Source organism: Terrabacter sp. 01T434, assembly GCF_056398545.1.
Map to the genome: position 1 here is coordinate 149,694 of NZ_JBFTPP010000001.1, position 24,857 is coordinate 174,550.

The window sequence follows — 24,857 nt, forward strand, 5'->3', positions numbered from 1 at the left end:
TCAGGGCGCGCCGAAGCCGAACGACTGCACGGTGGCGAGCCCCTTGGCACTCAGCAGGTAGGCGACGAAGGCCCGCGCCGCCGGGTCGTCGGACAGCGTGATGACCGGGTAGGTGAGACTCGTGTTGAGGTTGGGCGGGATCTCTATGCCCTTGACGGAGCCCTTCGCCGCGACGACGTCGGAGTGGTAGACGACGGCAGCATCGGCCTCGCCGAGCTTGACCTTGGCCAGTGTCGCCTTGACGTCGACCTCCTTGCTCACGACGTGGGGCACGAGGTGAGCCTTGGTGAAGGTCGCCTGCGCGGCCTTGCCGCACGGCACGGTGTCGGCGCAGAGGACGACCTTGGCGGTCGGTTTGGCGAGGTCGTCGATCGAGGTGATGTTGGCGGGATTGCTTGGTGGCACGGCGATCTCGAGGGTGTTGGTCGCGAAGGTCCTGGTGTCCTTGACCATGCTCTTGTCGAGCGGTGCTGCGGCGGCCGTGCCGGCGAGCGCGATGACCGAAGCCGGCGCTCCGTTGTCGACCTGCTGCACGAGGGTGGCGCTCGAGCCGTAGGACGTGGCGACCGTGACGCCCGGGTTGGCGGCCTCGAAGTCCTTCGTCAGCTGGTCGAACGACTCGGTGAGTGACGCCGCCGCGAGCACGGTGACCGTGCCGTGGAGCGACGTCGACCCAGCGCCGGCGGCCGGGGTCGCGGAGGTCCCGCACGCTGCCAGCGTCGCTGCCAGGACTCCTCCCACCGCAGCCGTCGTTGCGGCCGGGAGAAGCCGTCGAGAGTGACCGGGGCTCATGCGGGCACCTCGACGACGACGTGGGTGGACTTGACGCTGGCGACGGCGACCGAGCCGACTTCGAGGGCGAGGTCGTCGACGGACTCGCTCGAGAGCAGCGAGACGATGCGGAAGGGGCCGCACTGCATCTCGACCTTGGCCATCACGGTGTCCCGCGTGATGGCGGTGACGATCCCGCGCATCCGGTTGCGCGCGGACGCGCCCCCGATGGCGCCGACTACAGCCGGATGCGCGAGCTCCTGGGCCACGGCGGCGAGCTGCGCGCCGTCGACGGTGCGCCGACCGGCATCGTCGATGGATCCCTCGAGGCGACCGGAGTCGACCATCCGGCGGACGGTGTCGTCGGAGACCCCGAGGAGAGCGGCTGCTTCGGTGATGCGCAACTGCGGCATGAACGGCATCCTACGTCCGCATCTGCGGCATCGCAGCACCTAGACCTCAATCGAAAGAGCAATCCGTCCGCACCGAAGGAGGGCCCCGCCCCAATCGAAAGAGCGATCCGTCCGGACGGATCGCTCTTTCGATTGGGGGGAGGGGTTGACGAGAGGCGAAGGGAAGGCGTGTAATCAACTTATCAGTTGATCAAGGAGTTGGTTGACCATGATTCTCTCGCCCGTCTCGGATGTGGACCTCGACCGCGCTTTCGCGGCCCTGGCCGACCCGGTCCGGCGCGCCATCATCGCCCGCCTCAGCCGGGGCGCCGCGACCGTCAACGAGCTCGCCGAACCGTTCGAGATCAGCAAGCAGGCCGTCAGCAAGCACATCCAGGTGCTCGAGCTGGCCGGGCTCGTGAGCCGGACCCGCGACGCGCAGCGCCGCCCCGTCCACCTGGAGGCCGCACGGCTCGAGGCCATGACGGCCTGGATCGACCGCTACCGACTGCTCGCCGAGCAGCGATTCCGGTCCCTCGACGCCGTCCTCGAACGTTCGGCCCCCACCTCGACTGCCGCCACGTCGACGGCAGCGACCACACCGAACAACACCGCAAAGGAGCAACAGTCATGACCAACTCACTGAACCTCGACATCCCCACCGGCGTGCCGTGGATCGACTTCACGCGCGAGTTCGACGCCCCGGTCGAGGCCGTCTTCAATGCCCATCGCGATCCCGAGCTCGTCCGCCAGTGGCTCGGCCCGCGCGGCTACGAGATGGACATCGAGCGCTGGGACTTCACCGCGGGCGGCGGCTACCGCTACGTGCACCGCAACCCCGAGGGCATGGAGTTCGGCTTCCACGGCACGTTCCACACGATCCGCGACAACGACCTCGCGATCCAGACCTTCGAATTCGAGGGCGCACCCGACGAGGTTGCCATCGAGTTCATGCGCTTCGTCGACCTCGGAGACGGTCGCTGCCGTCTCGAGGGCCGCAGCATCGGCCGCACCGTCGAAGGCCGCGACATGATGGTCGAGAGCGGCATGGAGAAGGGGATGGCCGAGGGCTACGAGCGCCTCGACGAGCTCGTCGCTCAGCCGACGACCACGCCCGCGTCCGCGCCCACGTCCGCGCCCGCCCCGGCGCAGGGATGAGCGCCATGGACTGGACCCTGGAGGTGGTCATCGTCCCGGTCAGCGACCTGGGCGCCGCCATCGCGTTCTACCGGGACCAGGTCGGCTTCGACCTCGACCACGAAACGCAGAACGAGCACATGCACGTCGCGCAGCTCACGCCGCGCGGGTCCGGCTGCTCGATCGTCGTCGGGGACCTGCCGTCGCAGAGGGCGATGGCGCCAGGGTCGCTGCACGGCATCCAGCTCGTCGTCGCCGATGCGGCGGCGGCCCGGGACGAGCTCGTCGGCAAGGGGGTCGTGTGCTCCGAGATCCAGGTCATCGACCCCCGCGACGGCGGCACGTTCTTCGGCTTCTCCGACCCGGACGGCAACTCGTGGGCGGTCCAGCAGCTCAGGTCTCGCGCCGACAAGCCGCTCATCCCGCACGCGGCCCGCGGCCGGTTCGGCGAGGACCTCGAGCCCTGACCCACCCGGCCGGCGGCGCCGACAGGGTGTGCCGCCGGCCGAACGACCCATCACCAAGGAGGAACCATGGGCAGGGTCGTCTTCGACATCAGCCTGTCCCTCGACGGGTTCGTCACGGCAGCGCCCCAGACGGCCGAGCAGCCGCTCGGACCGGGCGGCGTGCAACTGCACGGCTGGCTCGTCGACCACGAGTACCTCGAGCGCGCCGTGGCCGACCTCGGCGCCGTGGTCGCCGGCCGAACCACCTACGACCACTCGATCCCGGACTGGCGCGCCGACGGCCCCTCCGGTCCGGCGCGTCGCCCGGTCTTCGTCGTCACGCACGAGGTGCCTGAGGCCGGCACCGTCCCCGAGGGCGGCGTCTACACCTTCGTCACCGACGGGATCGAGTCCGCGATCGACCAGGCCCGTGCCGCCGCTGATGGCCGCACCGTGACCGTCATGGGAGGCGCGGACCTGGGCCGCCGGTGCCTCGCGGCCGGACTCGTCGACGAGCTCTCCCTGCACGTCGCGCCGGTGCTCTTCGGCAGCGGCACCCCGATGTTCGCTGGGCTCGACGCCGGCCACGTGCCGCTCGAGCTGCTCGAAGCCGTCGGCACGCCCGAGACCGTCCACCTGCGCTACCGGGTCGTCCGCCCGGACGGGTGAGGGGGCGACTGCTGGTCCGTCCAGACGACGTGTTCGGTCGCGAACTGTGCATTCTGCTGCAGAGTTCGCGACCGAAGCCACGGATCACGTGCGGAATGCGCATCCCGTGGACCCTGGGACCGGGTTCCGCCGGGAGGCGGGCGAACGGCATACTGGCCCCCATGAGCAACGTCCCCCAGCAGCGGCTGCTGCAGACCGCGATCCCCGGCCCGAAGTCGGCCGCGCTCCAGGCCCGGAAGACGGCGGCCGTGTCCGCCGGGGTCTCCACCGGCCTGCCCGTGTACGTCGAGCGCGCCGGTGGCGGCATCCTCGTCGACGTCGACGGCAACCAGCTCATCGACTTCGGCTCCGGCATCGCCGTGACGACCGTCGGCAACGCCGCCCCGCGCGTCGTCGACCGGGTCACCGCGCAGGTCGCCGACTTCACCCACACCTGTTTCATGGTGACGCCCTACGAGGAGTACCTCGAGGTCGCCGAGGCCCTCAACGACCTGACGCCCGGCGACCACGAGAAGCGCACCGCGCTCTTCAACTCCGGCGCCGAGGCCGTCGAGAACGCCGTCAAGGTCGCCCGCCACTTCACCGGGCGCAACGCCGTCGTCGCCTTCGACCACGCCTATCACGGGCGGACCAACCTGACGATGGCGCTGACGGCGAAGAACATGCCGTACAAGCACAGGTTCGGCCCGTTCGCCGGCGAGGTCTACCGCGCGCCGATGAGCTACCCGTTCCGCTGGCCGGGCGGCCCCGCCGACTGCGCCAAGGAGTCGTTCGACACGTTCGTCAGCCAGGTGCATGCGCAGGTGGGGGAGGACAACCTCGCCGCCGTCATCCTCGAGCCGATCCAGGGCGAGGGCGGATTCATCGTTCCCGCACCGGGATTCGTCAAGCAGGTCGCCGACTGGTGCACCGACAACGGCATCCTCTTCATCGCCGACGAGGTCCAGACCGGCTTCTGCCGCACGGGTGACTGGTTCGCGAGCGAGCACGAGGGTGTCGTGCCCGACCTCATCACCACGGCCAAGGGCATGGCCGGCGGACTGCCGCTCGCCGGCGTCACCGGTCGCGCCGACGTCATGGACTCGATCCACGGCGGCGGCCTCGGCGGCACCTACGGCGGCAACCCCGTCGCCTGCGCCTCAGCGCTCGGGGCCATCGAGACGATGAAGGAGGAGGACCTCTGTGGCCGCGCCAAGCAGGTCGAGGCCCTCTTCGTCCCGCGCCTCAAGGCGCTCGCGGAGAAGTACCCGCAGATCGGCGACATCCGCGGCCGCGGCGCCATGCTCGCCGTCGAGCTCGTCAACGGTCCCGGCGACCTGACGCCCAATGCCGCCCTGACCGGCGCGGTCAACAAGGCCTGCCACGCCGATGGTCTCGTCACCCTGACGTGCGGCACGTACGGCAACGTCTTCCGCTTCCTGCCGCCGCTCGCCGCGAGCGACGAGCTGCTCAGCGAGGGTCTCGACATCTTCGAGAAGGCGTTCGCCGCCTCCGTCTGAGACCTCACCGACCCGAGGACGTATGCCGTCCCGCTGAGCCAGCGGGACGGCATACGCACGCTCGGGGCGGGCCGCGATGGGGACCGTCGACGCACCTTCCCGGCCGTCGAGGACGGCGCCGTGCTCAGGCGATCGCTCCCGACTGGCCAAGGTGCGTCATCCCTCCCCGTTCGGCCCGGCGCCGGCTCACCGTGCGTTCGATGAGGCGCGCGACCCAGGCGGGCCGGAGCATCACCTGCTCCCACGTGAAGCGCAGCACGAGCCACCCGCGCGACACGAGCTCGTCGTAGCGCTCGCAGTCGCGACCGAAGGCCGCTCGCTCGCCGTGGAACTCGAAGCTGTCGGCCTCGAGCACGAGCTCGAGCGAGGGTTCGCCGAGATCGACCTTCGCGAAGAAGTCGTCGTAGCGGATGCGGTGCTGGGGGTCCCAGATCGTGCCCTCGATGCGCAGGGCGACGGACCGGAGGACCGACTCGAACGGGTTGGCGGCCTTCGCGCTGCCGAGACGCACGACGTGGAGCACCCGGGCCCGGTGGCGGGGTCCGAGGGGTGGCGGCCGTGAGCATCGCGCCCCGAGTCAGGCCGGCCCGCAGCGCCGAGTCGACGACCGACAGCGCCTCGTCGAAGGGCAGGTCGAGGCAGCAGTCGACGACGGTGCGAGGCGGAGTCGTCACCCATCCCTCCGCGACGTCGGCCGGTGCGAGCGTGCGCCGACGGGTGGTGGCGAGGCCCCGCGCGCTGGCGCGCAGCTTCCGGCCGGTGGGCAGCGTGACGTCGGGTCGGGTGGGCGCCACCTTGACCTTCCAGCCCCAGTGCAGGGCGGCGGTGCGGTGCGAGACGACACCGGTCAGGCGCGCCGCCACGACCCGACCGGTGTCGGTGTCGGCGGCCGGCAGCGTGTAGAAGCCGCGCCCCGGGTGCACGAGCAGTCCCGCCTCGACCGCCGCACCGATCAGCCGCCAGGGCACGGCGCGCCGCAGCTCCCGCCAGGTGCACGTGCCGCCGAGCCGGTGCACCGCGGTGACGACCTCATCTGGGGTGCGGCCACGCCGCTGCCGAGCCATGGACCAAGCCTGACGGACCAGAGAACGGGCGTGCCGGACTTCTCCACAGGGTGTGGCCCGCGGGACCGATGACGCACCTTCGCGCTCGTGGCGCCGCGCGCCGTGCTCAGCAGCCGCCGCGACCCCGCGTAGGTGCGTCATCAGTCCCAGCCGGAGTGGGCGTATGCCGTGTCGCTGAGTCCGCGACACGGCATGCGACAGTGGCTGGCTGGGGTCAGGACGGGTCGAGCGGGGTCACGTCGGGGCGCTTGGCCTGGCGCTGGTCGCCCGACGAGCGGCCGGTGAGGCGGCGGTGGACCCAGGGTCCGACGTACTCCTTGGCCCACTGGGCGTTGGCCTGCAGGGCCTCGCGGCGACCGATCGGCGGGGCCGGCTCGAGCGGGGTGGCCCAGCCGGTCTCGGCCGGCGTGTGACCGAGCGCCTCGAGGGCGGCGAGGGCGACGCGACGGTGGCCCTCCGTCGTCATGTGGATGCGGTCCTCGGACCACATCCGCCAGTCACGCAGGGCGTGCAGCCCCCACTGGTCGACGACGTGCGCGCCGTTGCGGCGCGCGATGCTCCAGATGTTGGCGGTGTGGATCGCCGCGCGACCCCGCGTCGCCTTGACCAGGGGCGCGTCGGCCGGGTCGACCGGCGTCGCCATGAGGACGTCGGCCCCGGTGGCCCGGATGCGCGCCACCGCGGCCTCGAGCCGAGCGGCGAGCCCGTCGAGGTCGGCCTTGGGGCGCAGGATGTCGTTGCCGCCGCCGACGATGCTCACGAGGTCGGGCTGCAGCGACAGCGCGTCCTCGAGCTGCGGGCCGACGACGTCGGCGAGCTTGCGACCGCGCACCGCGAGGTTGGCGTAGCCGAAGTCGACCCCCGCCCCGCGGGCGATCTCGGACAGGTGCGAGGCCAGCCGGTCGGCCCAGCCGGCGAACTCGCCGTCGTGGCCGAAGTCCGGGTCGTCGTCGCACATGCCCTCGGTGAACGAGTCGCCGATCGCGACGAAGCGGGTCCACACCGTGGTGTCGGAACCGTCAGGGGCGGGCTGGGTCATGTCAGCCTCCAGTCGATGGGTGCCGCGCCCTGCTGGGCGAGGAGGTCGTTGGTGCGGCTGAAGGGCCGCGAGCCGAAGAAGCCGGAGCGCGCCGAGAGTGGCGACGGGTGAGCCGACTCGATGCGCGGCACGTCCCCGAGCATCGGGCCGAGTGACTGCGCCTGGCGACCCCAGAGGATGGCGACGAGCGGACCGCCGCGCTCGGCGAGAGCCGAGATCGCTTGCGCCGTCACGGTTTCCCAGCCCTTGCCGTGATGGCTGGCGCTCGCGCCCGGGCGCACCGTGAGCACCCGGTTGAGCAGCATGACACCCCGCTCGAACCACGGCGTCAGGTCACCGTTCGCAGGCGTCGGCAGGCCGACGTCGGTGCCGAGCTCCTGGTAGATGTTCTGCAGCGAGCGGGGGACGGGACGCACGTCGGGCGCGACGCTGAACGAGAGCCCCACCGGGTGGCCCGGCGTCGGGTACGGGTCCTGTCCGACGACGAGCACGCGCACGTCGGGCAGCGGTAGCGAGAAGGCCCGCAGCACGCGCTCGCCCGCTGGGAGGTAGCCACGACCGGCCGCCACCTCGGCGCGCAGGAACTCACCCATCGAGGCGATCGTGTCCGCCACCGGCTCGAGCGCCGGGACCCACGTCGGGTGGACGAGGTCGGCAAGGGGTCGGGCTGGCACGCCCACACGCTACCCCCGCCCCGGGTGCGACAGAATCGACCCCGATGAACCTCACACTGCGCGGACCCGCCCTCGTCGACGACACCGTGCTGCCCGACGTCCTCGTCCAGATCGAGGGCGGGCGCATCGCTGCGGTGACCCCCGTGACCACGGGGGAAGTGCCCCCACCCGGCGCCGCGGCGGCCGAGCGCGTGAGCGGGACGATGCTGCCGGCATACGTCGACCTCCACTGCCACGGCGGCGGGGGCGCCGCGTTCACCGACCTGCGCGACGACGCCGCGGCCGCGGTCGCCGAGCACCACCACGCCCACGGGTCGACGAGTCTGCTGGCCAGCCTCGTCACGATGAGCCAGCGTGACCTCGAACGTGGCGTCGCGATGCTGGCCGAGCTCGCCGACGACGGCGTCGTCGACGGCATCCACCTCGAGGGCCCATGGCTCGCCGAGGCGCGCTGCGGCGCCCACGACCCGACCCTCCTGCGCGACCCCACGCTCGCCGAGGTCGAGCGCCTCATCGAGCTCGGCCGCGGCCACCTCCGTCAGGTGACGCTGGCCCCCGAGCGCGCCCACGGGCTCGACCTCGTCCGCTGGCTCACGGCGGCGGGCATCCATTCCGCCGTGGGCCACACGACGGCCACGTACGCGCAGGTCGAGGAGGCGGTCGCGGCCGGCGCCGACCTCGGCACCCACCTCTTCAACGGCATGGACCCGTGGCACCACCGCAAGCCGGGCGCCGTTGCGGCACTGATGCGTTCGGCTGCGCGCGGCCACGTCACCGTGGAGCTCATCGCCGACGGGGTGCACCTGTCCGACGACACGGCGCGCACCGTCCTCGACCTCGTCGGCGTCGACCACGTCGCCTTCGTCTCCGACGCGATGGCTGCCGCCGGGGTGGGGGACGGCGCGTACGTCCTGGGCGGGCTCTCGGTCGTCGTCGACCACGGCGTCGCCCGGTTGGCTCGCGACCCGGACGGCACGACGCCCGGCTCGATCGCCGGAGGCACGAGCCACGTCGCCGACATCGTCACCCGGGTCGTCGCCGCCGGCACACCCCTGGCGTATGCCGTCCGCCCCGCCACGCGCACCCCTGCCCGCGCGCTCGGGCTGACCGACCGGGGGGCGCTCGCGGCGGGTTCCCGGGCCGACGTCGTCGTCGTCGACGCGAACGCGCGCCCGACCCGGGTCATGAGACGCGGGCGGTGGCTGGACGCCGCGCTGCCCTAGGCTCGGCCGGTGACTTCTCCCCGCTGGTCCACCGCCGTCTTCGACCTCGACGGCACGCTGGCCGACACGATCAACCTCATCGTCGAGTCCTACCAGCATGCCTTCCGCACGATCCTCGGTCACGAGGAGGACCCGACCGTGATCCGCTCGTGGATCGGTCGCCCGCTCCTGAGCGCCTTCCGCGACCACTCGCCGGAGCAGGCGGACGAGCTCTACGCGACGTACCTCCAGTGGAATGCCGACAACACCGAGCGGCTCATCCGCGGCTACGACGGCGTGCGTGAGGTGCTCGGCGAGCTGCGCGCCGCCGGCGTCCACGTCGGCGTCGCCACCTCGAAGCGTCGCGAGTCGGCGCAGCAGGCCATGGACATCCTCGGGCTCAGCGAGCACGTGGAGGTCCTCGTGGCCATGGAGGACACCGAGCGGCACAAGCCCGACCCGACGCCGCTGCTGCTCGCCCTCGAACGGATGGGCCGCGGCTCGAACGACGCGGTCTACGTCGGGGACGCCGTCGTCGACGTGCTCGCCGGCAAGGCGGCGGGCATGGACACCGTCGCCGTCACGTGGGGTGCGGGGCTGCCCGAGGCGCTCCACGGAGTGCGCCCGACGGTCGTCGCCCACGACGCCGGCGAGCTGCGCACCGCCCTCCTCGGCTGAGGCGCGGATCCGGGTCGTCGGGCGACGGACCGGGCCTCCACGGACAGCCCGAGGGTCGGAGGCGTCGGGTCGTAGGGCCTAGCATCTGTGCGTGCACAGCTTCGACAAGGACGCCGACCACGTCGCCGTCGACAAGGTCCTCCGCTACGCCCGCGAGCGCCTGCTCATGGACCCGATCCCGCTCGACGGGGCCGAGACCGAGGAGCACCTCCGGTCGGCCGCCGGGCAGACCATCACCGCGGCGGGCCTCGGCTCGACGCGGGCGATGGAGCTCTTCGAGCACACCCTGGCGCCGGCCTGCCTGTCGACGGACCACCCCCGCTACCTCTCCTTCATCCCCTGCGCGCCGACGCGTGAGGCCGCGGCCTTCGACGTCGTCGTCGGCGCCTCGTCCATCTACGGCGGGTCGTGGATGGAGGGCGCGGGCGCGGTGTACGCAGAGAACCAGGCGCTGCGCTGGATCAGCGACCTCGCCGGCCTGCCCGAGTCCGCAGGCGGCGTCTTCGTGCCCGGCGGCACGGTCGGCAACCTGTCAGCGCTCGTCGTGGCACGGCGTACGGCCAGGGCCCGGGCCAGGGAGGCCGGCACGGGGGCCCGGCCCTACCGGATCGCGGCGACGGACAACGCGCACTCGTCCGTCGTCTCGATGGCGGCCGTCATGGACGCCGAGGTGTGCGGGGTCCACGTCGACGAGAAGCTGCGCCTGACCGGCCCCGAGCTGCGCAAGACCCTCGAGGAGTACGGTCCGGAGACCTTCTTCGCCGTCGTCGCGACGAGCGGCACGACGAACTTCGGCGTCGTCGACGACCTCGCGTCGGTCGCCGAGGTGTGCCGCGAGTACGGCCTGTGGCTGCACGTCGACGGGGCCTACGGCGGGGCCGGCCTCGCCGCGCCCTCCGTGCGGCACCTCTTCCAGGGCATCGAGCACGCCGACTCGTTCATCGTCGACCCGCACAAGTGGCTCTTCGCCCCGTTCGACTGCTGCGCCCTGATCTACCGCGAGCCGGAGCTGGCCCGGGTCGCGCACACGCAGGAGGCGGGCTACCTCGACGTCATCACGAAGTCGGCGGAGTGGAACCCGACCGACTACTCCATCGGCCTGACGCGCCGCGCCCGTGGGTTGCCGCTCTGGTACTCCCTCGCCGTGCACGGCACCGACGCCTACGTCGAGGCGATCGAGAGCACGCTCGAGGTGACGCGCTTCGCCGCGGACGAGATCGGCCGCCGCGACTACCTCGAGGCGGTGCGCGAGCCCGACCTCTCGGTCGTGGTCTTCCGGCGCCTCGGGTGGGGCCCGGAGGACTACCAGGCCTGGACCGACCGGCTGCTGGGGGAGGAGTTCGCGTTCGTCGTGCCGACGAGCTTCCGCGGCGAGACGCTGACGCGCTTCGCCATCGTCAACCCGCACACGACGAAGGAGGACGTCAACGCCATCCTCGACACGATGGCGTGAGCGGCCGCGTGGTGTCGGAGTGGCCGGTGTGACGGGTGTTTCATGAGAGTCGAACCGGCCCCGCGACGCGCCCGCACGTGCGGCGGGAGGCGAATGACACCCCTGTCATTTGGGTCTAAGGTGTGACCGGAGCCAACGCACGACGCGAGACGCAGCACGACTGCAGCGAGACGGGGACATGAGCACAGATCACGCCACGGCGCAGCCGCACCGCCACGAGTCCGAGGGCGGCCTCAGCGCCCGCGACCTCGAGATCCTGGCCTTCGAGCGGCAGTGGTGGAAGTACGCCGGCTCCAAGGAGCAGGCCATCAAGGAGCTCTTCGACATGAGCTCGACCCGGTACTACCAGGTGCTCAACGCGCTCCTCGACACCCCGGAGGCCCTCGAGGCCGATCCGATGCTCATCAAGCGCCTGCGCCGGATGCGCGCGAGCCGCCAGCGGGCGCGCACGAGCCGCCGCCTCGGCATCAACGTCTGACCCGTCCCACCGGCTGGGCTGACCCACCCGGCGAGGCCGTGGGTGCGCGCCCTTCCGGCGCCGGCATGGTTCACTTCCCTCATGGCCGAGGTGACCATCCGTCGCGCGTCGGCTGACGACGCCCTCGTCGTCGCCGCCCTGCACCTGCAGTTCGCCCGCGAGCTCGGTATGCCGTCCGAGCCCGGCTACCTCGACCGTTTCGTCGACGCGTGGCTGGCCGAGCGGCCCGACCGGCCGACGTGGATCGCGGAGAGCCGCGGCCAGCACGCCGGCATCCTCGAGACCCGGCGCATCCGGGCGCTGCCGTGGCCGGGGCGCAAGGACGTGTCGTGGCTGCACGTCGGCGGCCTGTTCGTGGCGCCCGGTTGTCGTGACCGCGGCGTCGGCCGGGCCCTCACCGAGGCGATGATCGAGTGGTCGCGCACCACCGACGTCAAGTGGATCCGGCTCAACGCGCCGGACGACCGTGCGCAGGAGTTCTACGAGCGACTCGGCTTCACCTCGCCCGGTCGGCTCATGGAGTTCGACCTGCGGGACCCGCGGTGAGCGGTGCGGCCTGGGTCCCCGCGCCCGGCCCGACGAACTCGCTCGTCGACGTCGCGGGACTGCGCGTCGGCCACTGCACCCGGGACGAGCCGGGCTGGCTGACGGGCGTGACCGTCGTCGTCGCCCCGCTCGGTGGAGTCGTTGCCGGCGTCGACGTCCGCGGCGGTGGTCCCGGCACGCGGGAGACCGACGTGCTCGACCCCCGCAACCTCGTCGACCGGGTGCATGCAGTGGTCCTCGGAGGCGGGTCGGCCTTCGGGCTCGCTGCCGCGGACGGTGTCATGGACGCGCTGGCTGCCGACGGCATCGGCTGGCCAGTCGGCGAGCCCGGACAGATCGTGCCGATCGTGCCGTCGGCGATCCTCTTCGACCTGGGGCGTGGTGGCACATGGGGTCACCGTCCGCGCGCCGAGGACGGCAGGGCGGCATACGCCGGCGCGTCGGCAGCCGCCGTGGAGCAGGGCTGCATCGGCGCCGGCACGGGAGCGAAAGTCGGCGGCTTCAAGGGCGGCATCGGCTCGGCGAGCGTCGTGCTCGCCTCGGGCACCACCGTCGCCGCGCTCGTCGCCGTCAACGCGGTGGGCTCAGCCGTAGACCCGGCCACCGGGCTGCCGTATGCCGTCGGGCTGGGCCTCGGGGACGAGCTAGCCCATGTCGGGCGCCCGAGTGCCGCTGAGCTTCAGGAGTCGCGGGCCCGGGCCGAGGCGCTGCCCCCGAACGCCGGTCGACCGGGGCTGGCGACGACGATCGGGGTCATTGCGACCGATGCGACCTTGACGAAGGCCCAGTGCCAGAAGGCGGCCGGCATCGGTCACGACGGTTTCGCGCGGGCGCTCAAGCCGGTGCACACGCTCTTCGACGGCGACACGCTCTTCGCGCTGGCCACGGGCGAACGGCCGGCACCCGACCCCGTGGAGCAGACGCTGCTCATGGAGGCCGGGGCCGACTGCGTCGCGCGGGCCATCGTCCACGCCCTGCTCGCCGCGACGTCGGTCGACCGCTCGCCGGACGGCGGCGTGGCCCTGCGGTCGTGGTCCGACGCCTTCCCGTCCGCGCTCGCGCGCTGAGGCCGCGTCAGATCCAGCTCTCGAGCAGGTCGTCGCGGAACGGTCGGGTCAGCACCGGCCGCAGACCGGCGAGCTCGGCGTCAGCTGCGCGGACGAGCGCGTGACGCGCCTCGAGCGCGGTGGGGTCCGGCGCCGTGGGGTGTGCCTCGAGCACGCTGAGCCGGAGGTCGTCGCGGGGGTGGCTGGCATCCCAGCGCAGGCCCTCCTCGCGGGCGCGTCGGCGGGCCTGCGCGATCTGGCCGGCGGTCATGCGGGCCCGGTCGCGGACCTGCGCCAGCGTGGCGAAGGGGTCTTCGCGGCGGCGCGCCGCGGCTCCGGCCAGGGTGTGGATGCCCGCGATCCCCATGGCCGTGAGCAGGAGGCGGACGACGGCGGACGTGCCGGCCACCTCGGCGGCGCGCAGGTCTGCGGCATATTCCCGGACCTGGCTCTCACGTGCGACGGCCCGCTCGAAGACCAGGAGCAGCAGCAGCGCCGGCAGCGACACGACGGCGAGTACGGCCCGGCCGATGCCGTTCATCATGGCGTTGGAGCGCTGGACCCCGAGTCGGGCGTCCTCAAGGTCGGAGACGGCGTCACGGGGGAGGGGTGTCAGCAGGGTCGCGAGCCGTTCGAGCAGCCCGTGTGTATGCCCGAGGAGCGCGGCGCGCGCGGTGTCGCGGCCCCGGAGGTGGCCCAGCTCGTGGCCGAGCAGCGCGATGCGCTGGTCGTCGGTGAGGCAGGTCCAGAGGGGCAGGCCGACGACGAGAGTGGGTCGAAGGGTCCAGCCGGTGCTGACGACGCCCGCGCCGAAGTCGGCGTCGACATGGACCGCAGCGGGCGGTGGCGCGCCCACCGCGGCGGCGAGGTCCCGAAGGAGTCGGTGGGTGGCCGGGAACTGTGCCGGGTCGAGCTCCGTCGTGCCCTTCACCTGGACCGGGCGGGGCGCGAGGGCCGCGACGAGGACCCAGCCGGCCGCAACGCCGACCCAGCCCCACAGCCCCTTCGGCAGCACCGTGGCCCACGCGAGGAGGGCCACCGCTGCGGCTGCGACCGCCAGGACCCCGGCGGCAAGCACGGTCAGCCCCGTGGTGGTGCGCGATCCTGCGGCGGAGAGCCCGCGCGCGACGAGGTCGGCGTGGGTGCGGCGGGCCGCCGCGTCGGTTACGGCTCGGCGGCGGCGCGCGAACCACGACAGGTCGGTGCGCGCAGTGGTGGACGGGGACGGAGCGGGCACGGGGCGTCCTTCGGCAATGGGCGAGTTGCCCGGATGCTACGGGTGCACCGCCCGGTTCGAGCCGGTTTGGAGGGATAGCGTCGCGGCGCGTCGCGCGTGACTGCTGACGCGGTGCATCGGCCCGTTGCGGCCGCAGAGTCGTGGAGTTCTGCCGGCGCCTGGAGCCGATGGATCTCCTTGACCGTGCTGGATGTTGTCCACACCCCCAAGCTCACGTCGGCGCTGGTCCACAGGACCGCTCCGGCTGCCCGGGTTCGCGCGCGAACGAGGCCACCCTCAAAGGCATGGACCTGTCGTGGGCCGTCCGCGTGCTCCGATCGCAGGACGGGGTGATCTCGAGAGCGCAGGCCTTCGAGTGCGGTCTCGATGACAACGCCCTCGAGCGACTGTTGCGTCGGCGCGAGCTCGCTCGGCTCCACCCCGGCGTCTACGTCGACCACACCGGGATGCCGACCTGGTCGCAGCGTGCCTGGGGCGCCGTGCTCTTCCACTCGCCCGCAGCGCTTGCGGGGCCGTCAGCACTGCGGGCGCACGGTCTCCGGTCCGTCGTGGACGAAAGAGGGTGGCGGCCCTCGGGCGGCGACGCGGCGCGCCCGCTGTTGCTCGAACCGATCCACGTCGTCGTGGACGCGAGCCGGCGTGTCGTGCCACCACCCGGCGTGGTCGTGACGCGCCGGACCGACTTCGACGGGCGAGTCCAGCTCCGTCTGTCGCCGCCCCGGCTCCGACTCGACGAGGCTCTGCTCGACGTCGCCTCCGCGTGCCGGGACGAGGCCGGTGCCGTCGCTCTGCTGGCCGATGCCTGCCAAGAAGGAATGACGACGGCCGCCCGTCTGCACGACGCGCTGTCGGCGCGAGGTCGATTGCCTCGCCGGCGCCTGCTCCTGCCGATCCTCGACGACGTTGCCGCGGGCACGATGTCGGTGTTCGAACGGCGTTACCTGCACGACGTTGAGCGGTCGCACGGCCTGCCGACCGCGAGGCGGCAGGTCAAAGTCGTCACGAGGCGGGGCGTGACCTACCGCGACGTGGAGTACTCCGACTTCGCCGTCGTCGTCGAGCTCGACGGGCGGTTCGTCCACGTGGGGCCGCGGCGCGAGTGGGCCGACCTCGAGCGAGACGTCGACGCCGTGGTGCGGGGCGAGGCAGGCATCCGGTTCGGGGGGCCAGGTCCTCGAGCCCTGTCGGGGCAGTCGCGTCGTCGGGCGCCTGCTCCGGGCTCGCGGTTGGACGGAGGACCTCAGGCCCTGCGGTCCCGACTGTGACGCGGTCCCCTCACGTCGCCGAGCGGCCTGATGGGCGAATGCCGGGTGGGTTCGTGGAGTTCTCTCGGCGCCTGGTGCCGACGAAGCTCCATGACGTCCGCTGGGCGCGGGACTAGCGGCCAGGGTCAGCCAGGGGGTGGGTCGAGGTGGTCCCAGCCGCGCCGGATGGCCGAGCCGAGGTGGTCGAGCGGGTAGGGCAGGCGTGGGTCCGGGTCGCGCAGCGCCTCCTCGAGGGGGACCTCGCCGAGCCGGCGTTCGCGGATCACCGCCGCGACGGCTGCCACGTCGTCGCGTTGTCGTGTCACGAAGCCCTCGTCGACCGGTCGGCCGTGCCCCGGCACGACGACAGTGCGCTCCGACACCTGGACGAGGTGGGAGGTCAGGGTGTCTGCCCACTCGAGCGGCCAGCAGTCGTCGCCGAACGACGGGTGCGCGCTCTCCTCGACGAGGTCGCCGAGGAACATGACGTCGGTGTCGGGCACGAGCACCGCCACGTCGCCGTCGGTGTGGCCGCGGCCGGCATACGCCATCGTGACGACCCGGTCACCGAGGTCGATGGTCGCGTTGGAGCCGAAGGTGCGGTCCGGGCCCCGGACGACCGTCGCCAACACCTCGGCGGCGTCGCGCTCGGTGTAGCCGTACTCCGGGGCGGCTCCGGGGTCGGCGCGGACGAGGGCCTTGATGTGCTCGGCCGCAGTCTGCGTCGTGCGACCGACGTTTTCGTGGGCGTGCACGATGGCCGTCTCGAACGCGGCGTTGCCGAAGGTGTGGTCGAAGTGCACGTGTGTGCTGACGACGTGGCGCACCACGACGTCCTTGCCGAGACGGCGGACGTCGTCGAGCACCTGGGCGCCCTGGACGTCGCTCGCCCGCGTGTCGATGACGACCGCGCCGTGGCGACCGAGCACGAGGCCGACGTTGACGTCCCACTCGCGGTAGCGCGCGACGAAGACCCGGTCGGCCACCTCCGTGAAGCCACCTCCCGGTGCGGCAGTCACCGGCGGTCCTGCGCTGTGATGGCGGTCTCCGGTCGCGTCCCGTCGAGCATGTGAACACCGTATCGGCGCACGCGCGAATGGGCGGTCCTCCGCCCGTTCGTCTACCGTGGCATGCCATGTCCACCGACACCCGCAGTTCCAGACGTGCCTCGGAGCGACGCCGCAAGCGCGTTCTCGCAGCCGGCGTGGCCGGGGTGGCAGGCGCGGCTCTCCTGACGACCGGTGCCATCGCCTACTGGCCCGACGCCGGCTCTCCGGTCCGGACCACGGCTTCGGCTCCCCGCGTCGGGCTGCCCAACGGCGACTCCACGCGGACCCCGACGGCGGACGACCTGGCCCCGGTCGCGGCGACGTCCACGCCGAGCGCGACCCGCGAGGCCGGCTCGATCACCTCCCGGAGCTCCACCCGCTCCCCGGCCACGCCGGTGGCGGCGCCGAACGGCGACCCCGCGTCCTCGGCGCCGGCCAGCACGCCGCCGCCGCCCCCACCGAGTCAGAGCACCGAGGCGGCGCCTGCTCCATCCGCCACGGCCGTGCCGCTGCCGGTGGAGACCCATGACATCCAGAAGCGGAAGCGGAGGCAGACCGGGCCGCGGGAGTCGGCGCCGACCAGCTCGCCGACCACCACGACCCCCACCCCGACCCGCACCACGAGCCCGACCACGACGCCCACCACCAGCCGCTGCCTCCTGCTCGTCCTCTGCTGAGCTGGCTGCGAGACGGCTCGACCGGCGACGGCGTGGGAGCCTGTCGCCATGGACTGCGTCTTCTGCTCGATCGTGTCCGGAGAGACGCCCGCCGACGTCGTGCTCGACGAGCCCGAGCTCGTCGCCTTTCTGGACCGACGCCCGGTGTTCAAGGGCCACGTGCTGCTCGTGCCGCGCCGGCACGTCGACACCCTGCTCGACCTGCCCGCCGACCTGCACGCCACGCTGCTCGGGGCGGCGCAACGGCTCGCCGCGGCAGCCGTCGAGGGGCTCGGCGCCCAGGGGAGCTTCGTGGCGGTGAACAACGTCGTGAGCCAGTCGGTGCCGCACCTGCACGTGCACGTCGTGCCGCGCACCAAGGGGGACGGCCTGCGCGGCTTCTTCTGGCCCCGCACGACGTACGCGTCGGAGCAGGAGTCCACGGAGTATGCCGCCCGTATCGCCGGCGCGCTGGCGCCGGCCGTGGGCGCCTGAGCCGAGCGGACGGCATACGCCCGATCGGCAGCGCTCCGGAACGTTTGCACTCTCACCCCGAGAGTGCCAATAATGGCGTTAGCACTCTCCCTAGGGGAGTGACAGAAATGGGCCGTATGCCGAGGGGTCGGGTCCGCAGCGACATGAAGCTGGGGAGACCGATCCCGTCCGTCGCGGGCGTCGTGCGGTCCACCACCAACGTTTCGTGTGGGAGGAACCACCCGAATGGCCAAGACCATTGCTTTTGACGAAGAGGCACGCCGCGGTCTCGAGCGGGGCATGAACATCCTCGCCGACGCCGTCCGCGTGACCCTCGGCCCGAAGGGCCGCAACGTCGTTCTGGAGAAGAAGTGGGGCGCGCCCACGATCACCAACGACGGCGTCTCGATCGCCAAGGAGATCGAGCTCGACGACCCGTACGAGAAGATCGGCGCGGAGCTCGTCAAGGAAGTTGCCAAGAAGACCGACGACGTCGCCGGTGACGGCACGACGACGGCCACCGTGCTCGCCCAGGCGATGGTGAAGGAAGGCCTGCGCAACGTGGCCGCCGGCGCCAACCCGATGGCGCTCAAGCGCGGCATCGAGAAGGCCGTCGAGGCCGTCACCGCCCGCCTGCTCGAGCAGGCCAAGGAGATCGAGACCAAGGAGCAGATCGCCTCGACCGCCAGCATCTCGGCGGCCGACGAGGAGATCGGCGGTCTCATCGCCGAGGCGATGGACAAGGTCGGCAAGGAAGGTGTCATCACCGTCGAGGACTCCAACACCATGGGCCTCGAGCTGGAGATGACGGAGGGTATGCGCTTCGACAAGGGCTACATCTCCGCCTACTTCGTCACCGACACCGAGCGCATGGAGGCCGTCCTCGACGACGCCTACGTGCTCGTCGCGAACTCCAAGATCGGCAGCATCAAGGACCTCGTCCCGCTGCTCGAGAAGGTCATGCAGTCCGGCAAGCCGCTGCTGATCATCGCCGAGGACATCGAGGGTGAGGCCCTCGCGACTCTCGTCGTCAACAAGATCAAGGGCACGTTCAAGTCCGTCGCCGTCAAGGCCCCGGGCTTCGGCGACCGCCGCAAGGCCATGCTCACCGACATCGCCATCCTCACCGGTGGTCAGGTCATCTCCGAGGAGGTCGGTCTCAAGCTCGAGAACGCCACCCTCGACCTGCTCGGCAAGGCTCGCAAGGTCGTCGTCACCAAGGACGAGACGACCATCGTCGAGGACGCCGAGGACCGCTCGCAGATCGAGGGCCGCATCGCCCAGATCAAGGCCGAGATCGAGAAGTCGGACTCCGACTACGACCGCGAGAAGCTCCAGGAGCGCCTCGCCAAGCTCGCCGGCGGCGTGGCCGTCATCAAGGCGGGCGCGGCCACCGAGGTCGAGCTCAAGGAGCGCAAGCACCGCATCGAGGACGCCGTCCGCAACGCGAAGGCTGCCGTCGAGGAGGGCATCGTCGCCGGTGGTGGCGTGGCCCTCATCCAGGCCGCCAAGGCGCTCGACGAGCTCAAGCTCGAGGGTGACGAGGCGACCGGTGCCAACATCGTGCGCGTCGCGACCGAGGCCCCGCTCAAGCAGATCGCGATCAACGCCGGTCTCGAGGGTGGAGTCGTGGCCGAGAAGGTGCGCGGTCTCGAGGCCGGTCACGGCCTCAACGCCGCGACCGGTGAGTACGGCGACCTGCTGGCCGCCGGCATCATCGACCCGGTCAAGGTGACGCGCTCGGCGCTGCAGAACGCAGCCTCGATCGCGGCGCTCTTCCTCACGACCGAGGCCGTCATCGCGGACAAGCCCGAGAAGAACGCGCCGGCCATGCCCGGTGGCGACGACATGGGTGGCATGGGCGGCATGGGCTTCTGAGCCCTCTGCTCCACGCAACACAGCAACACGACTGAAGGGCGGTTCCCCCTCGTGGGGAGCCGCCCTTCGGCGTCTGGGTGAGCGGCCTCGGGCACGCGTCGGACCGTCAGCGGGCGAAGAGGGCGCGCGTCGCGTTCTCGTGCTCCGCGTAGGCGGACGACGCCTTGAGCGTGAGCCGGCCGACATCGGCGAGCGCCTCGGTCATCTGTGCCTGGATGCGCTGGTAGTCGTGCATGACGCGTTCGAACTCCACCTTCGCCGGGCCCTGCCAGTCGGCGCCCATGCCGGCGAGCCGGCCGCGCAGCTCGGAGGTGCTCGAGGTGATGGTGTCGGCGAGCCGGTTGATGTCGGCGGCCGCCGCGGCGATGCGTTCGGTGTCAACGACGGAACGGGACATGGGTCTACTCCTCGATCGGGAGGCCGACCGGACGGTGGCCACGTGCTTTCGAGGCTAGGTCGGGCGAGGGAGCGCCTGCCGGCGTCATCCACAGGGGGGCGGGGGACGGCAGGACGGAGCGCGCTGGCCTAGGCTTCGAGCCATGACCGTGTGGATCGACCAGCCGATCTGGCCCGCTCACGGTCGGCTCTTCGCCCACCTCGTCAGCGACGCCTCCTACGACGAGCTGCACGAGGTCGCCCGGGCCGCGGCCCTGCACCCGCGGTCGTTCGACGGCGACCACTACGACGTGCCCGAGGGCCGCTGGCAGGACGCCGTCGATGCCGGCGCCAAGCCGACGACGGGGGTCGAGCTCGCGCGCCGCCTCAACGCCTCGGGGCTGCGGCTGCGCAAGCGCAAGCGCGACCGGGGGGTGCGCCGCATTTTCGACGTGCCGTTCCCCAACGGTGCCAGCGACGTCGACCTCGTCGCGTCCGACGAGCCCCTCGACCCGGCGCGCGTGCTGGCCGCCATGGTCTTCGTGCGCGACCGTCGTGGTGACTTCGTCGTCGTGCACAGCATCCGTCGCGGTGAGTGGGGCTCGCCCGGAGGGTGGCGGGAGGCGGACGAGACACCGGTCGAGAACGCCGTCCGCGAGACTCTCGAGGAGACGGGCCTCCGGCTGCGCCACTCGGACGTGATCCCTTGCGGCTACGAGCGATTCACGCCGCGCACCGACGACAACGTCTTCGGGCGCGACAAGCCGTTCCTGCAGGTGTTTCGCACCCGGTTGGACGACGCGCGCCCCGACATCACCGATGGTGACGACGGCATCCACGAGACCCGCTGGGTCACGCCGCAGGAGTATGCCGAGCTGTGCGGCCACCTCTTCTGGTGGCCCCTCGCGGTCGAGGTCTTCCCGGACCTCCGCGACCTCGCCAGCCCCGTCTGAGACGCACGTATGCCGCCCGCTGCAGCGGACGGCATACGTGGTCTGTCATCGTGGTTCGCTTGTCCGACAGGCGAACCCGGAGGGTCAGCGCTGGTTGGTGAAGGTCAGCGCGACGTCGAGGTCGGCCTCGCGCAGCATCCGCTGCACGGCCTGGAGGTCGTCGCGGGACTTGCTCGAGACGCGCAGCTCGTCACCCTGGATCTGGCTCTTGACACCCTTGGGACCCTCGTCGCGGATCAGCTTGTTGATCTTCTTCGCGTTCTCCTGGGAGATGCCCTCCTTGAGGGGCGCGTCGAGGTGGTACTCCTTGCCCGAGAGGCGCGGACCGGCCTCGGGGACGTCGAGGTGCTTGAGGCTGACCTTGCGCTTGACGAGGTGCGTCTGCACGACGTCGAGCACGGCGAGGCAGCGCTCCTCGGTGTTCGCCTTCATCTTGATGACCTCGCCGGCGAGGTCGACGGAGGCACCGACGTTCTTGAAGTCGTAGCGCGTCGCGATCTCCTTGCTGGCGCTGTTGACCGCGTTGGCGATCTCCTGCTTGTCGAACTTGCTGACGATGTCGAACGACGAGTCGGCCATCGGTGGGGTCCTTCCACGTGCTGTTGTCTGGTCTGTCGGACGGTGCCTGGGCGCTCACCTGGTGGCCCGCGGACACGACGAAAGCCTCGCCGGGGTCCCGATTTCGGACCGCGCCCGATCTCTTGCTATCCTTCCAGACGCACCAAGGCAGGTTGTCCGAGCGGCCAATGGAAACGGACTGTAAATCCGTCGCGAGAGCTACGAAGGTTCGAATCCTTCACCTGCCACCCAGTGCGTCAAGAGGCCCTGACCAGCGGAAACGCCGGTCAGGGCCTCTCGCGTGTACCCCGGAGGGGTACGTTGCGCTTCGGATCCCGAAGGCGATTCCGCAGGACCCTGACCTGCGGAAACGCGGCGGCCGGATCGCTCTGCGGGAAATGCGTGGGGAAATCCGGCCGGCCACAGGGCGCATGCGCGCGGTCCAGACGCTCTGACCTGCACTGACATGGGGAAGGGGTATCCAACAGCACCGGTTCTCTGCACCGTCGCCAATGGGCTTGGCGCCTTTTCCGACGCGTTAGCGCTCTGCGCCTGTCGACGGCAGCTGCCGTTGACAGCTGCGCGTCGACAGCGCCGCCCACCGCCATGCCGTCGGGCTGTCATCCCGTCGTGTGTTGTTCTCCGGGCTCTGACCTGTGGCGAGGAGTTTCGTTCGGTTGCGGGCGCAAGGACGTCAACTCCGAGCCTTTCGTCCGTTCGTCGGCCACGCGGGGTCTGGAGAGGCAACGCCGTCGCCCCGGTCCGGCGACTGTGGCGTCGCAGGACGGGGCACGAGCACCGATGAGAGGCTCGGGTCCGGCTTCAGTGCGTGGGTACGGCGGCAGCGAGCGCACGCTTCTCGGCTGGGGAGGGGGTGAATCCGGAGGACAGCTCGGCCTGCAGCGTCTGGGTGTCCAGGGCCCCCTGCCACCGTGCCACGGCGATGCAGCACACGATGTTGCAGATCGTGCTCGTCAGCGCCCTGGCCTCGCTCATGAAGCGGTCGATCCCGACGATGAGCGCGACGCCGGCCACCGGCACGTTCGGCATCACGGTGAGGGTGGCGACGAGGGCGACGAATCCACTACCGGTGACGCCGGCAGCGCCCTTGGAGGTCAGGAGCATCATGCCGAGCATCAGCAGGATCTGGGTCCAACCGAGGTGGATGTCGCAGGCCTGTGCGATGAACAGGGAGGACAGCGTGAGGTAGACGGCCGTGCCGGTGAGGTTGAAGGAGTAGCCCGTCGGCACCACCAGTCCGACCACCCCTCGGTCGCAGCCGAGTCGCTCGAGCTTGGAGAGGAGTCGGGGGAGCACCGGTTCGCTGGACGAGGTGGCCAGCACGATGAGGATCTCGTCACGGAAGTACTTGAGCACCTGTAGCAGGCTGAAACCGGTGATCCTCGCGACCGTGCCCAGTCCCACGAGGACGAACACGAGGCAGGCTGCGTAGAAGGCGAGGATGAGCATCCCGAGGTTGCCGATGGAGTGGGCGCCGTACTTGCCGACCGTGAACGCCATGGCGCCGAAGGCGCCGACGGGGGCGACCTTCATGAGGAACCCGAAGACGACGAAGAGCACCCGGTTGAAGCTGGTGATGACGTCGAGGGCAGGCTTCCCCGCGCCGCCGAGCTTGGTGAAGGCGAAACCGCACAAGGTAGCGATGAGCAGCACCGGCAGGATGTCCCCATCGGCGAACGCACCGACGAACGTGGTGGGGATGAGGCCGAGGAGGAAGTCGGCGGGAGTGTTGTGCTGGGCCTCGCTCGAGTACTTGGCCGAGACGCTCGGGTCGAGGTGGGCCGGGTCGACGTGCATGCCGGTGCCCGGATGGAGGAGCAGGACCGAGGCGAGCCCGAGTGCGAGGGCCAGGGCAGTGAGGACGTAGAAGAGCCCGAGCGAACGGAGGAGGGTGGGGCCCACTCGCTTGGCATCGGACATCGAGGTGATGCCGCTGACGATGGTGCCGAAGACGATCGGGGCGATCATGAACCTCACCAGCTTGACGAACGCGTCGCCGAGCGGCTTGAGGTTGGTGCCCAGGTCGGGCCACAGGGCTCCGACGAGGACTCCGAGGGCGACACCGATGAGGACCTGGACGTACAGGTGCCCGAGGATGGTTTTGATCTTCATTGAAAAAACTTCCTGGGTCGGCACCCCTCTGATGAGAGGGCATGTTTGGTGAAGCGGTGTCGCCTAAGCCACGGTTCGAGCAACCTCGATGTGGGCGGTGGCGAGCTGACGGGCGGCGCGGTCGAGCACGACCTCGATGACGTTGCCGGCGTCGTCGGTGACGACCTCGGTCGTGACCACGCCTGCGGGCGTGCCGATGCGGAGCCAACGGCCCTCGCCGGGTGTCGACGCCCGCGCGAGGCTCGTCGCCACAACCGAGCCGGCAACGGCGGCCGCCGCGGAGACCGCCACCGCCGAGGTGAGGCCGATCGCGGGATGCGGCGCCAGCATCGAGAGCATGCGCACCCGCAGGTCGTGGCTGTCCTCGGGGACCAGGGTCCCGTCGGACGCGGTGTAGGTCCCGGCTGGCGCAACGAGGCCGACCTTTGGGATGGCGTTCTGCGGGGGAGCGCCTGGGGGTCGAAGTCCCATGACCACTCCCGCTGCCGCACGGACCTCGAGGAGCCGGGGGAGGGCGTGTGCCAGACCGTCCGTCATCGAGGACAGGTCCACTCCAAGGTCGCCGGCGGGCACGAAGACCGCCGGGGCTCCGGCGTCGAGCATGGTGGCCGCCAGCGACCGACCGTCCACCGAGACCGCGAGCCGGTCGACAGCCTCGCCGGTCGGCAGCAGCATTCCCGTGGACTGGCCCCACGGGGCGTGGAAGGACAGGCGGACCGGCACGCCGGGGGCCGCGCTGCCGGGAACGCGTGCCTGTCCGGCCGTGGGGACGCGCCGGAGGGGAGTCGCGATCGTTCCGGTGAGGACTGCCCCGGTGTTGAGGTTGCGCATCCTGACGCGCGTAGCGACGTCTCCGGCGCGCACGATGCCGGCCTGCACGGCATACAACGCGATCGCCGTGGCGCAGTTGCCACAGTTCGACCCCAGCTCCACCGTGGGCACCCCGATGCCCACTTGGGCGAAGAGGTAGTCAAGATCCGTGGGTCCGTCCGGCGTCGCCGTGACGATGGCGGCCTTCGAGGTCGTCGAGGTGCCGCCACCGACGCCGTCGAGCTGTCGGGCGTCGGCTGCGCCGAACGCATCGGCCAACAGCTGGAGCATCTCCTCGCGACTGCTGGCGTGACGGGCGACGTCCTCGGCATCGAAGAGCCAGCACTTGCTGGTTCCGCCTCGATACCAGTGACCACGGAGCTGCACGGTGGCCTC

General features: G+C 71.3%; 28 protein-coding genes and 1 tRNA gene. 18 read left to right on the plus strand and 11 right to left on the minus strand.

Annotated features, from left to right (window positions below; all coding sequences use genetic code 11):
* Together modA and AC1DIW_RS00735 are read right to left on the minus strand one after the other, a co-directional pair.
* Complete coding sequence (modA, locus tag AC1DIW_RS00730; protein WP_442280226.1) at positions 1-741, minus strand: molybdate ABC transporter substrate-binding protein; 741 nt, start codon at positions 739-741, stop codon at positions 1-3.
* A 47-nt stretch (positions 742-788) separates the two neighbouring features.
* Positions 789-1,184 carry a TOBE domain-containing protein gene (locus tag AC1DIW_RS00735; protein ID WP_478106125.1) on the minus strand — a complete coding sequence of 132 codons (396 nt, stop codon included), beginning with the start codon at positions 1,182-1,184 and terminating at the stop codon, positions 789-791.
* 208 nt (positions 1,185-1,392) lie between these two features.
* Here AC1DIW_RS00735 and AC1DIW_RS00740 point away from each other — a divergent pair, with 208 nt between their 5' ends.
* From AC1DIW_RS00740 to gabT, 5 genes are all read left to right on the plus strand, one after another.
* Entirely contained in the window at positions 1,393-1,797 is a 405-nt protein-coding gene (locus AC1DIW_RS00740; RefSeq protein WP_478106126.1) for an ArsR/SmtB family transcription factor, read from the plus strand.
* Positions 1,794-2,321, plus strand: coding sequence for an SRPBCC family protein (locus AC1DIW_RS00745; protein WP_478106127.1), 528 nt, complete (start codon positions 1,794-1,796; stop codon positions 2,319-2,321). Before AC1DIW_RS00740 ends, AC1DIW_RS00745 begins: the two co-directional genes overlap by 4 nt.
* Positions 2,322-2,326: 5 nt before the next feature.
* Positions 2,327-2,767: a VOC family protein gene (locus AC1DIW_RS00750; protein WP_478106128.1), complete on the plus strand. Its 441-nt coding sequence runs from the start codon at positions 2,327-2,329 to the stop codon at positions 2,765-2,767.
* Between the two features lie 66 nt (positions 2,768-2,833).
* Complete coding sequence (locus tag AC1DIW_RS00755; RefSeq protein WP_478106129.1) at positions 2,834-3,415, plus strand: dihydrofolate reductase family protein; 582 nt, start codon at positions 2,834-2,836, stop codon at positions 3,413-3,415.
* 161 nt (positions 3,416-3,576) lie between these two features.
* A complete protein-coding gene (gene gabT / locus AC1DIW_RS00760; protein ID WP_478106130.1) occupies positions 3,577-4,914 on the plus strand; it encodes a 4-aminobutyrate--2-oxoglutarate transaminase in 1,338 nt (445 codons plus the stop codon).
* 124 nt (positions 4,915-5,038) lie between these two features.
* Here gabT and AC1DIW_RS00765 read toward each other — a convergent pair whose 3' ends face one another.
* Complete coding sequence (locus AC1DIW_RS00765) at positions 5,039-5,425, minus strand: endonuclease domain-containing protein (protein WP_478106131.1); 387 nt, start codon at positions 5,423-5,425, stop codon at positions 5,039-5,041.
* Positions 5,426-5,472: 47 nt separating this feature from the next.
* On the opposite strand from AC1DIW_RS00765, the gene AC1DIW_RS00770 reads away from it, so the two are divergent.
* On the plus strand, positions 5,473-5,817 hold the full coding sequence (locus AC1DIW_RS00770; RefSeq protein ID WP_478106132.1) for a hypothetical protein: 345 nt from the start codon (positions 5,473-5,475) through the stop codon (positions 5,815-5,817).
* Positions 5,818-6,192: 375 nt separating this feature from the next.
* Here AC1DIW_RS00770 and AC1DIW_RS00775 read toward each other — a convergent pair whose 3' ends face one another.
* Both AC1DIW_RS00775 and AC1DIW_RS00780 read right to left on the minus strand, forming a co-directional pair.
* Positions 6,193-7,017 carry an SGNH/GDSL hydrolase family protein gene (locus AC1DIW_RS00775; protein WP_442280234.1) on the minus strand — a complete coding sequence of 275 codons (825 nt, stop codon included), beginning with the start codon at positions 7,015-7,017 and terminating at the stop codon, positions 6,193-6,195.
* Entirely contained in the window at positions 7,014-7,691 is a 678-nt protein-coding gene (locus tag AC1DIW_RS00780) for a uracil-DNA glycosylase (RefSeq protein ID WP_442280235.1), read from the minus strand. Before AC1DIW_RS00780 ends, AC1DIW_RS00775 begins: the two co-directional genes overlap by 4 nt.
* A gap of 44 nt (positions 7,692-7,735) precedes the next feature.
* Here AC1DIW_RS00780 and AC1DIW_RS00785 point away from each other — a divergent pair, with 44 nt between their 5' ends.
* The 6 genes from AC1DIW_RS00785 (at position 7,736) to AC1DIW_RS00810 (ending at position 13,115) form a co-directional block, all read left to right on the plus strand.
* The gene (locus AC1DIW_RS00785; protein WP_478106133.1) at positions 7,736-8,914 is read left to right on the plus strand and encodes an N-acetylglucosamine-6-phosphate deacetylase; all 1,179 of its coding nucleotides are present in this window, start codon (positions 7,736-7,738) and stop codon (positions 8,912-8,914) included.
* A gap of 9 nt (positions 8,915-8,923) precedes the next feature.
* Complete coding sequence (locus AC1DIW_RS00790; RefSeq protein ID WP_442280237.1) at positions 8,924-9,571, plus strand: HAD family hydrolase; 648 nt, start codon at positions 8,924-8,926, stop codon at positions 9,569-9,571.
* Positions 9,572-9,662: 91 nt separating this feature from the next.
* A complete protein-coding gene (locus AC1DIW_RS00795; RefSeq protein ID WP_478106134.1) occupies positions 9,663-11,024 on the plus strand; it encodes a pyridoxal phosphate-dependent decarboxylase family protein in 1,362 nt (453 codons plus the stop codon).
* Positions 11,025-11,202: 178 nt separating this feature from the next.
* Positions 11,203-11,502 (plus strand): DUF3263 domain-containing protein, encoded by a 300-nt coding sequence (locus AC1DIW_RS00800; RefSeq protein WP_442280239.1) that lies wholly within the window; start codon positions 11,203-11,205, stop codon positions 11,500-11,502.
* 81 nt (positions 11,503-11,583) lie between these two features.
* Positions 11,584-12,048: a GNAT family N-acetyltransferase gene (locus tag AC1DIW_RS00805; RefSeq protein ID WP_442280240.1), complete on the plus strand. Its 465-nt coding sequence runs from the start codon at positions 11,584-11,586 to the stop codon at positions 12,046-12,048.
* Positions 12,045-13,115, plus strand: a complete 1,071-nt coding sequence (locus AC1DIW_RS00810) for a P1 family peptidase (RefSeq protein WP_478106135.1) — start codon at positions 12,045-12,047, stop codon at positions 13,113-13,115. Before AC1DIW_RS00805 ends, AC1DIW_RS00810 begins: the two co-directional genes overlap by 4 nt.
* A gap of 7 nt (positions 13,116-13,122) precedes the next feature.
* Here AC1DIW_RS00810 and AC1DIW_RS00815 read toward each other — a convergent pair whose 3' ends face one another.
* On the minus strand, positions 13,123-14,331 hold the full coding sequence (locus tag AC1DIW_RS00815; RefSeq protein ID WP_478106136.1) for a M48 family metallopeptidase: 1,209 nt from the start codon (positions 14,329-14,331) through the stop codon (positions 13,123-13,125).
* 284 nt (positions 14,332-14,615) lie between these two features.
* Between AC1DIW_RS00815 and AC1DIW_RS00820 the strand changes: the two genes are divergently transcribed.
* Entirely contained in the window at positions 14,616-15,596 is a 981-nt protein-coding gene (locus tag AC1DIW_RS00820; RefSeq protein WP_478106137.1) for a type IV toxin-antitoxin system AbiEi family antitoxin domain-containing protein, read from the plus strand.
* A 125-nt stretch (positions 15,597-15,721) separates the two neighbouring features.
* Here the strand turns inward: AC1DIW_RS00820 and AC1DIW_RS00825 are convergent, their stop codons facing one another.
* A complete protein-coding gene (locus AC1DIW_RS00825) occupies positions 15,722-16,594 on the minus strand; it encodes an MBL fold metallo-hydrolase (RefSeq protein WP_478106138.1) in 873 nt (290 codons plus the stop codon).
* Positions 16,595-16,710: 116 nt separating this feature from the next.
* Between AC1DIW_RS00825 and AC1DIW_RS00830 the strand changes: the two genes are divergently transcribed.
* The 3 genes from AC1DIW_RS00830 (at position 16,711) to groL (ending at position 19,632) form a co-directional block, all read left to right on the plus strand.
* The gene (locus AC1DIW_RS00830; RefSeq protein WP_478106139.1) at positions 16,711-17,301 is read left to right on the plus strand and encodes a hypothetical protein; all 591 of its coding nucleotides are present in this window, start codon (positions 16,711-16,713) and stop codon (positions 17,299-17,301) included.
* Positions 17,302-17,349: 48 nt separating this feature from the next.
* Positions 17,350-17,775, plus strand: a complete 426-nt coding sequence (locus tag AC1DIW_RS00835; protein ID WP_442280247.1) for an HIT family protein — start codon at positions 17,350-17,352, stop codon at positions 17,773-17,775.
* A 225-nt stretch (positions 17,776-18,000) separates the two neighbouring features.
* Entirely contained in the window at positions 18,001-19,632 is a 1,632-nt protein-coding gene (gene groL, locus AC1DIW_RS00840; RefSeq protein WP_442280248.1) for a chaperonin GroEL, read from the plus strand.
* A 106-nt stretch (positions 19,633-19,738) separates the two neighbouring features.
* On the opposite strand, the gene AC1DIW_RS00845 is transcribed toward groL, so the two are convergent.
* On the minus strand, positions 19,739-20,029 hold the full coding sequence (locus AC1DIW_RS00845) for a WXG100 family type VII secretion target (RefSeq protein WP_030193707.1): 291 nt from the start codon (positions 20,027-20,029) through the stop codon (positions 19,739-19,741).
* Between the two features lie 142 nt (positions 20,030-20,171).
* Between AC1DIW_RS00845 and AC1DIW_RS00850 the strand changes: the two genes are divergently transcribed.
* On the plus strand, positions 20,172-20,960 hold the full coding sequence (locus AC1DIW_RS00850; RefSeq protein WP_478106140.1) for a DUF4031 domain-containing protein: 789 nt from the start codon (positions 20,172-20,174) through the stop codon (positions 20,958-20,960).
* Positions 20,961-21,044: 84 nt separating this feature from the next.
* Here the strand turns inward: AC1DIW_RS00850 and AC1DIW_RS00855 are convergent, their stop codons facing one another.
* Positions 21,045-21,539, minus strand: coding sequence for a YajQ family cyclic di-GMP-binding protein (locus AC1DIW_RS00855; protein WP_045190851.1), 495 nt, complete (start codon positions 21,537-21,539; stop codon positions 21,045-21,047).
* 146 nt (positions 21,540-21,685) lie between these two features.
* Between AC1DIW_RS00855 and AC1DIW_RS00860 the strand changes: the two genes are divergently transcribed.
* Positions 21,686-21,766, plus strand: a tRNA-Tyr gene (locus tag AC1DIW_RS00860).
* A 574-nt stretch (positions 21,767-22,340) separates the two neighbouring features.
* Here the strand turns inward: AC1DIW_RS00860 and dctA are convergent.
* Together dctA and AC1DIW_RS00870 are read right to left on the minus strand one after the other, a co-directional pair.
* Positions 22,341-23,651: a C4-dicarboxylate transporter DctA gene (gene dctA / locus AC1DIW_RS00865; RefSeq protein ID WP_478106141.1), complete on the minus strand. Its 1,311-nt coding sequence runs from the start codon at positions 23,649-23,651 to the stop codon at positions 22,341-22,343.
* Between the two features lie 63 nt (positions 23,652-23,714).
* Positions 23,715-24,848, minus strand: coding sequence for a PrpF domain-containing protein (locus AC1DIW_RS00870; RefSeq protein ID WP_478106142.1), 1,134 nt, complete (start codon positions 24,846-24,848; stop codon positions 23,715-23,717).
* Between the last annotated feature and the right edge of the window lie 9 nt (positions 24,849-24,857).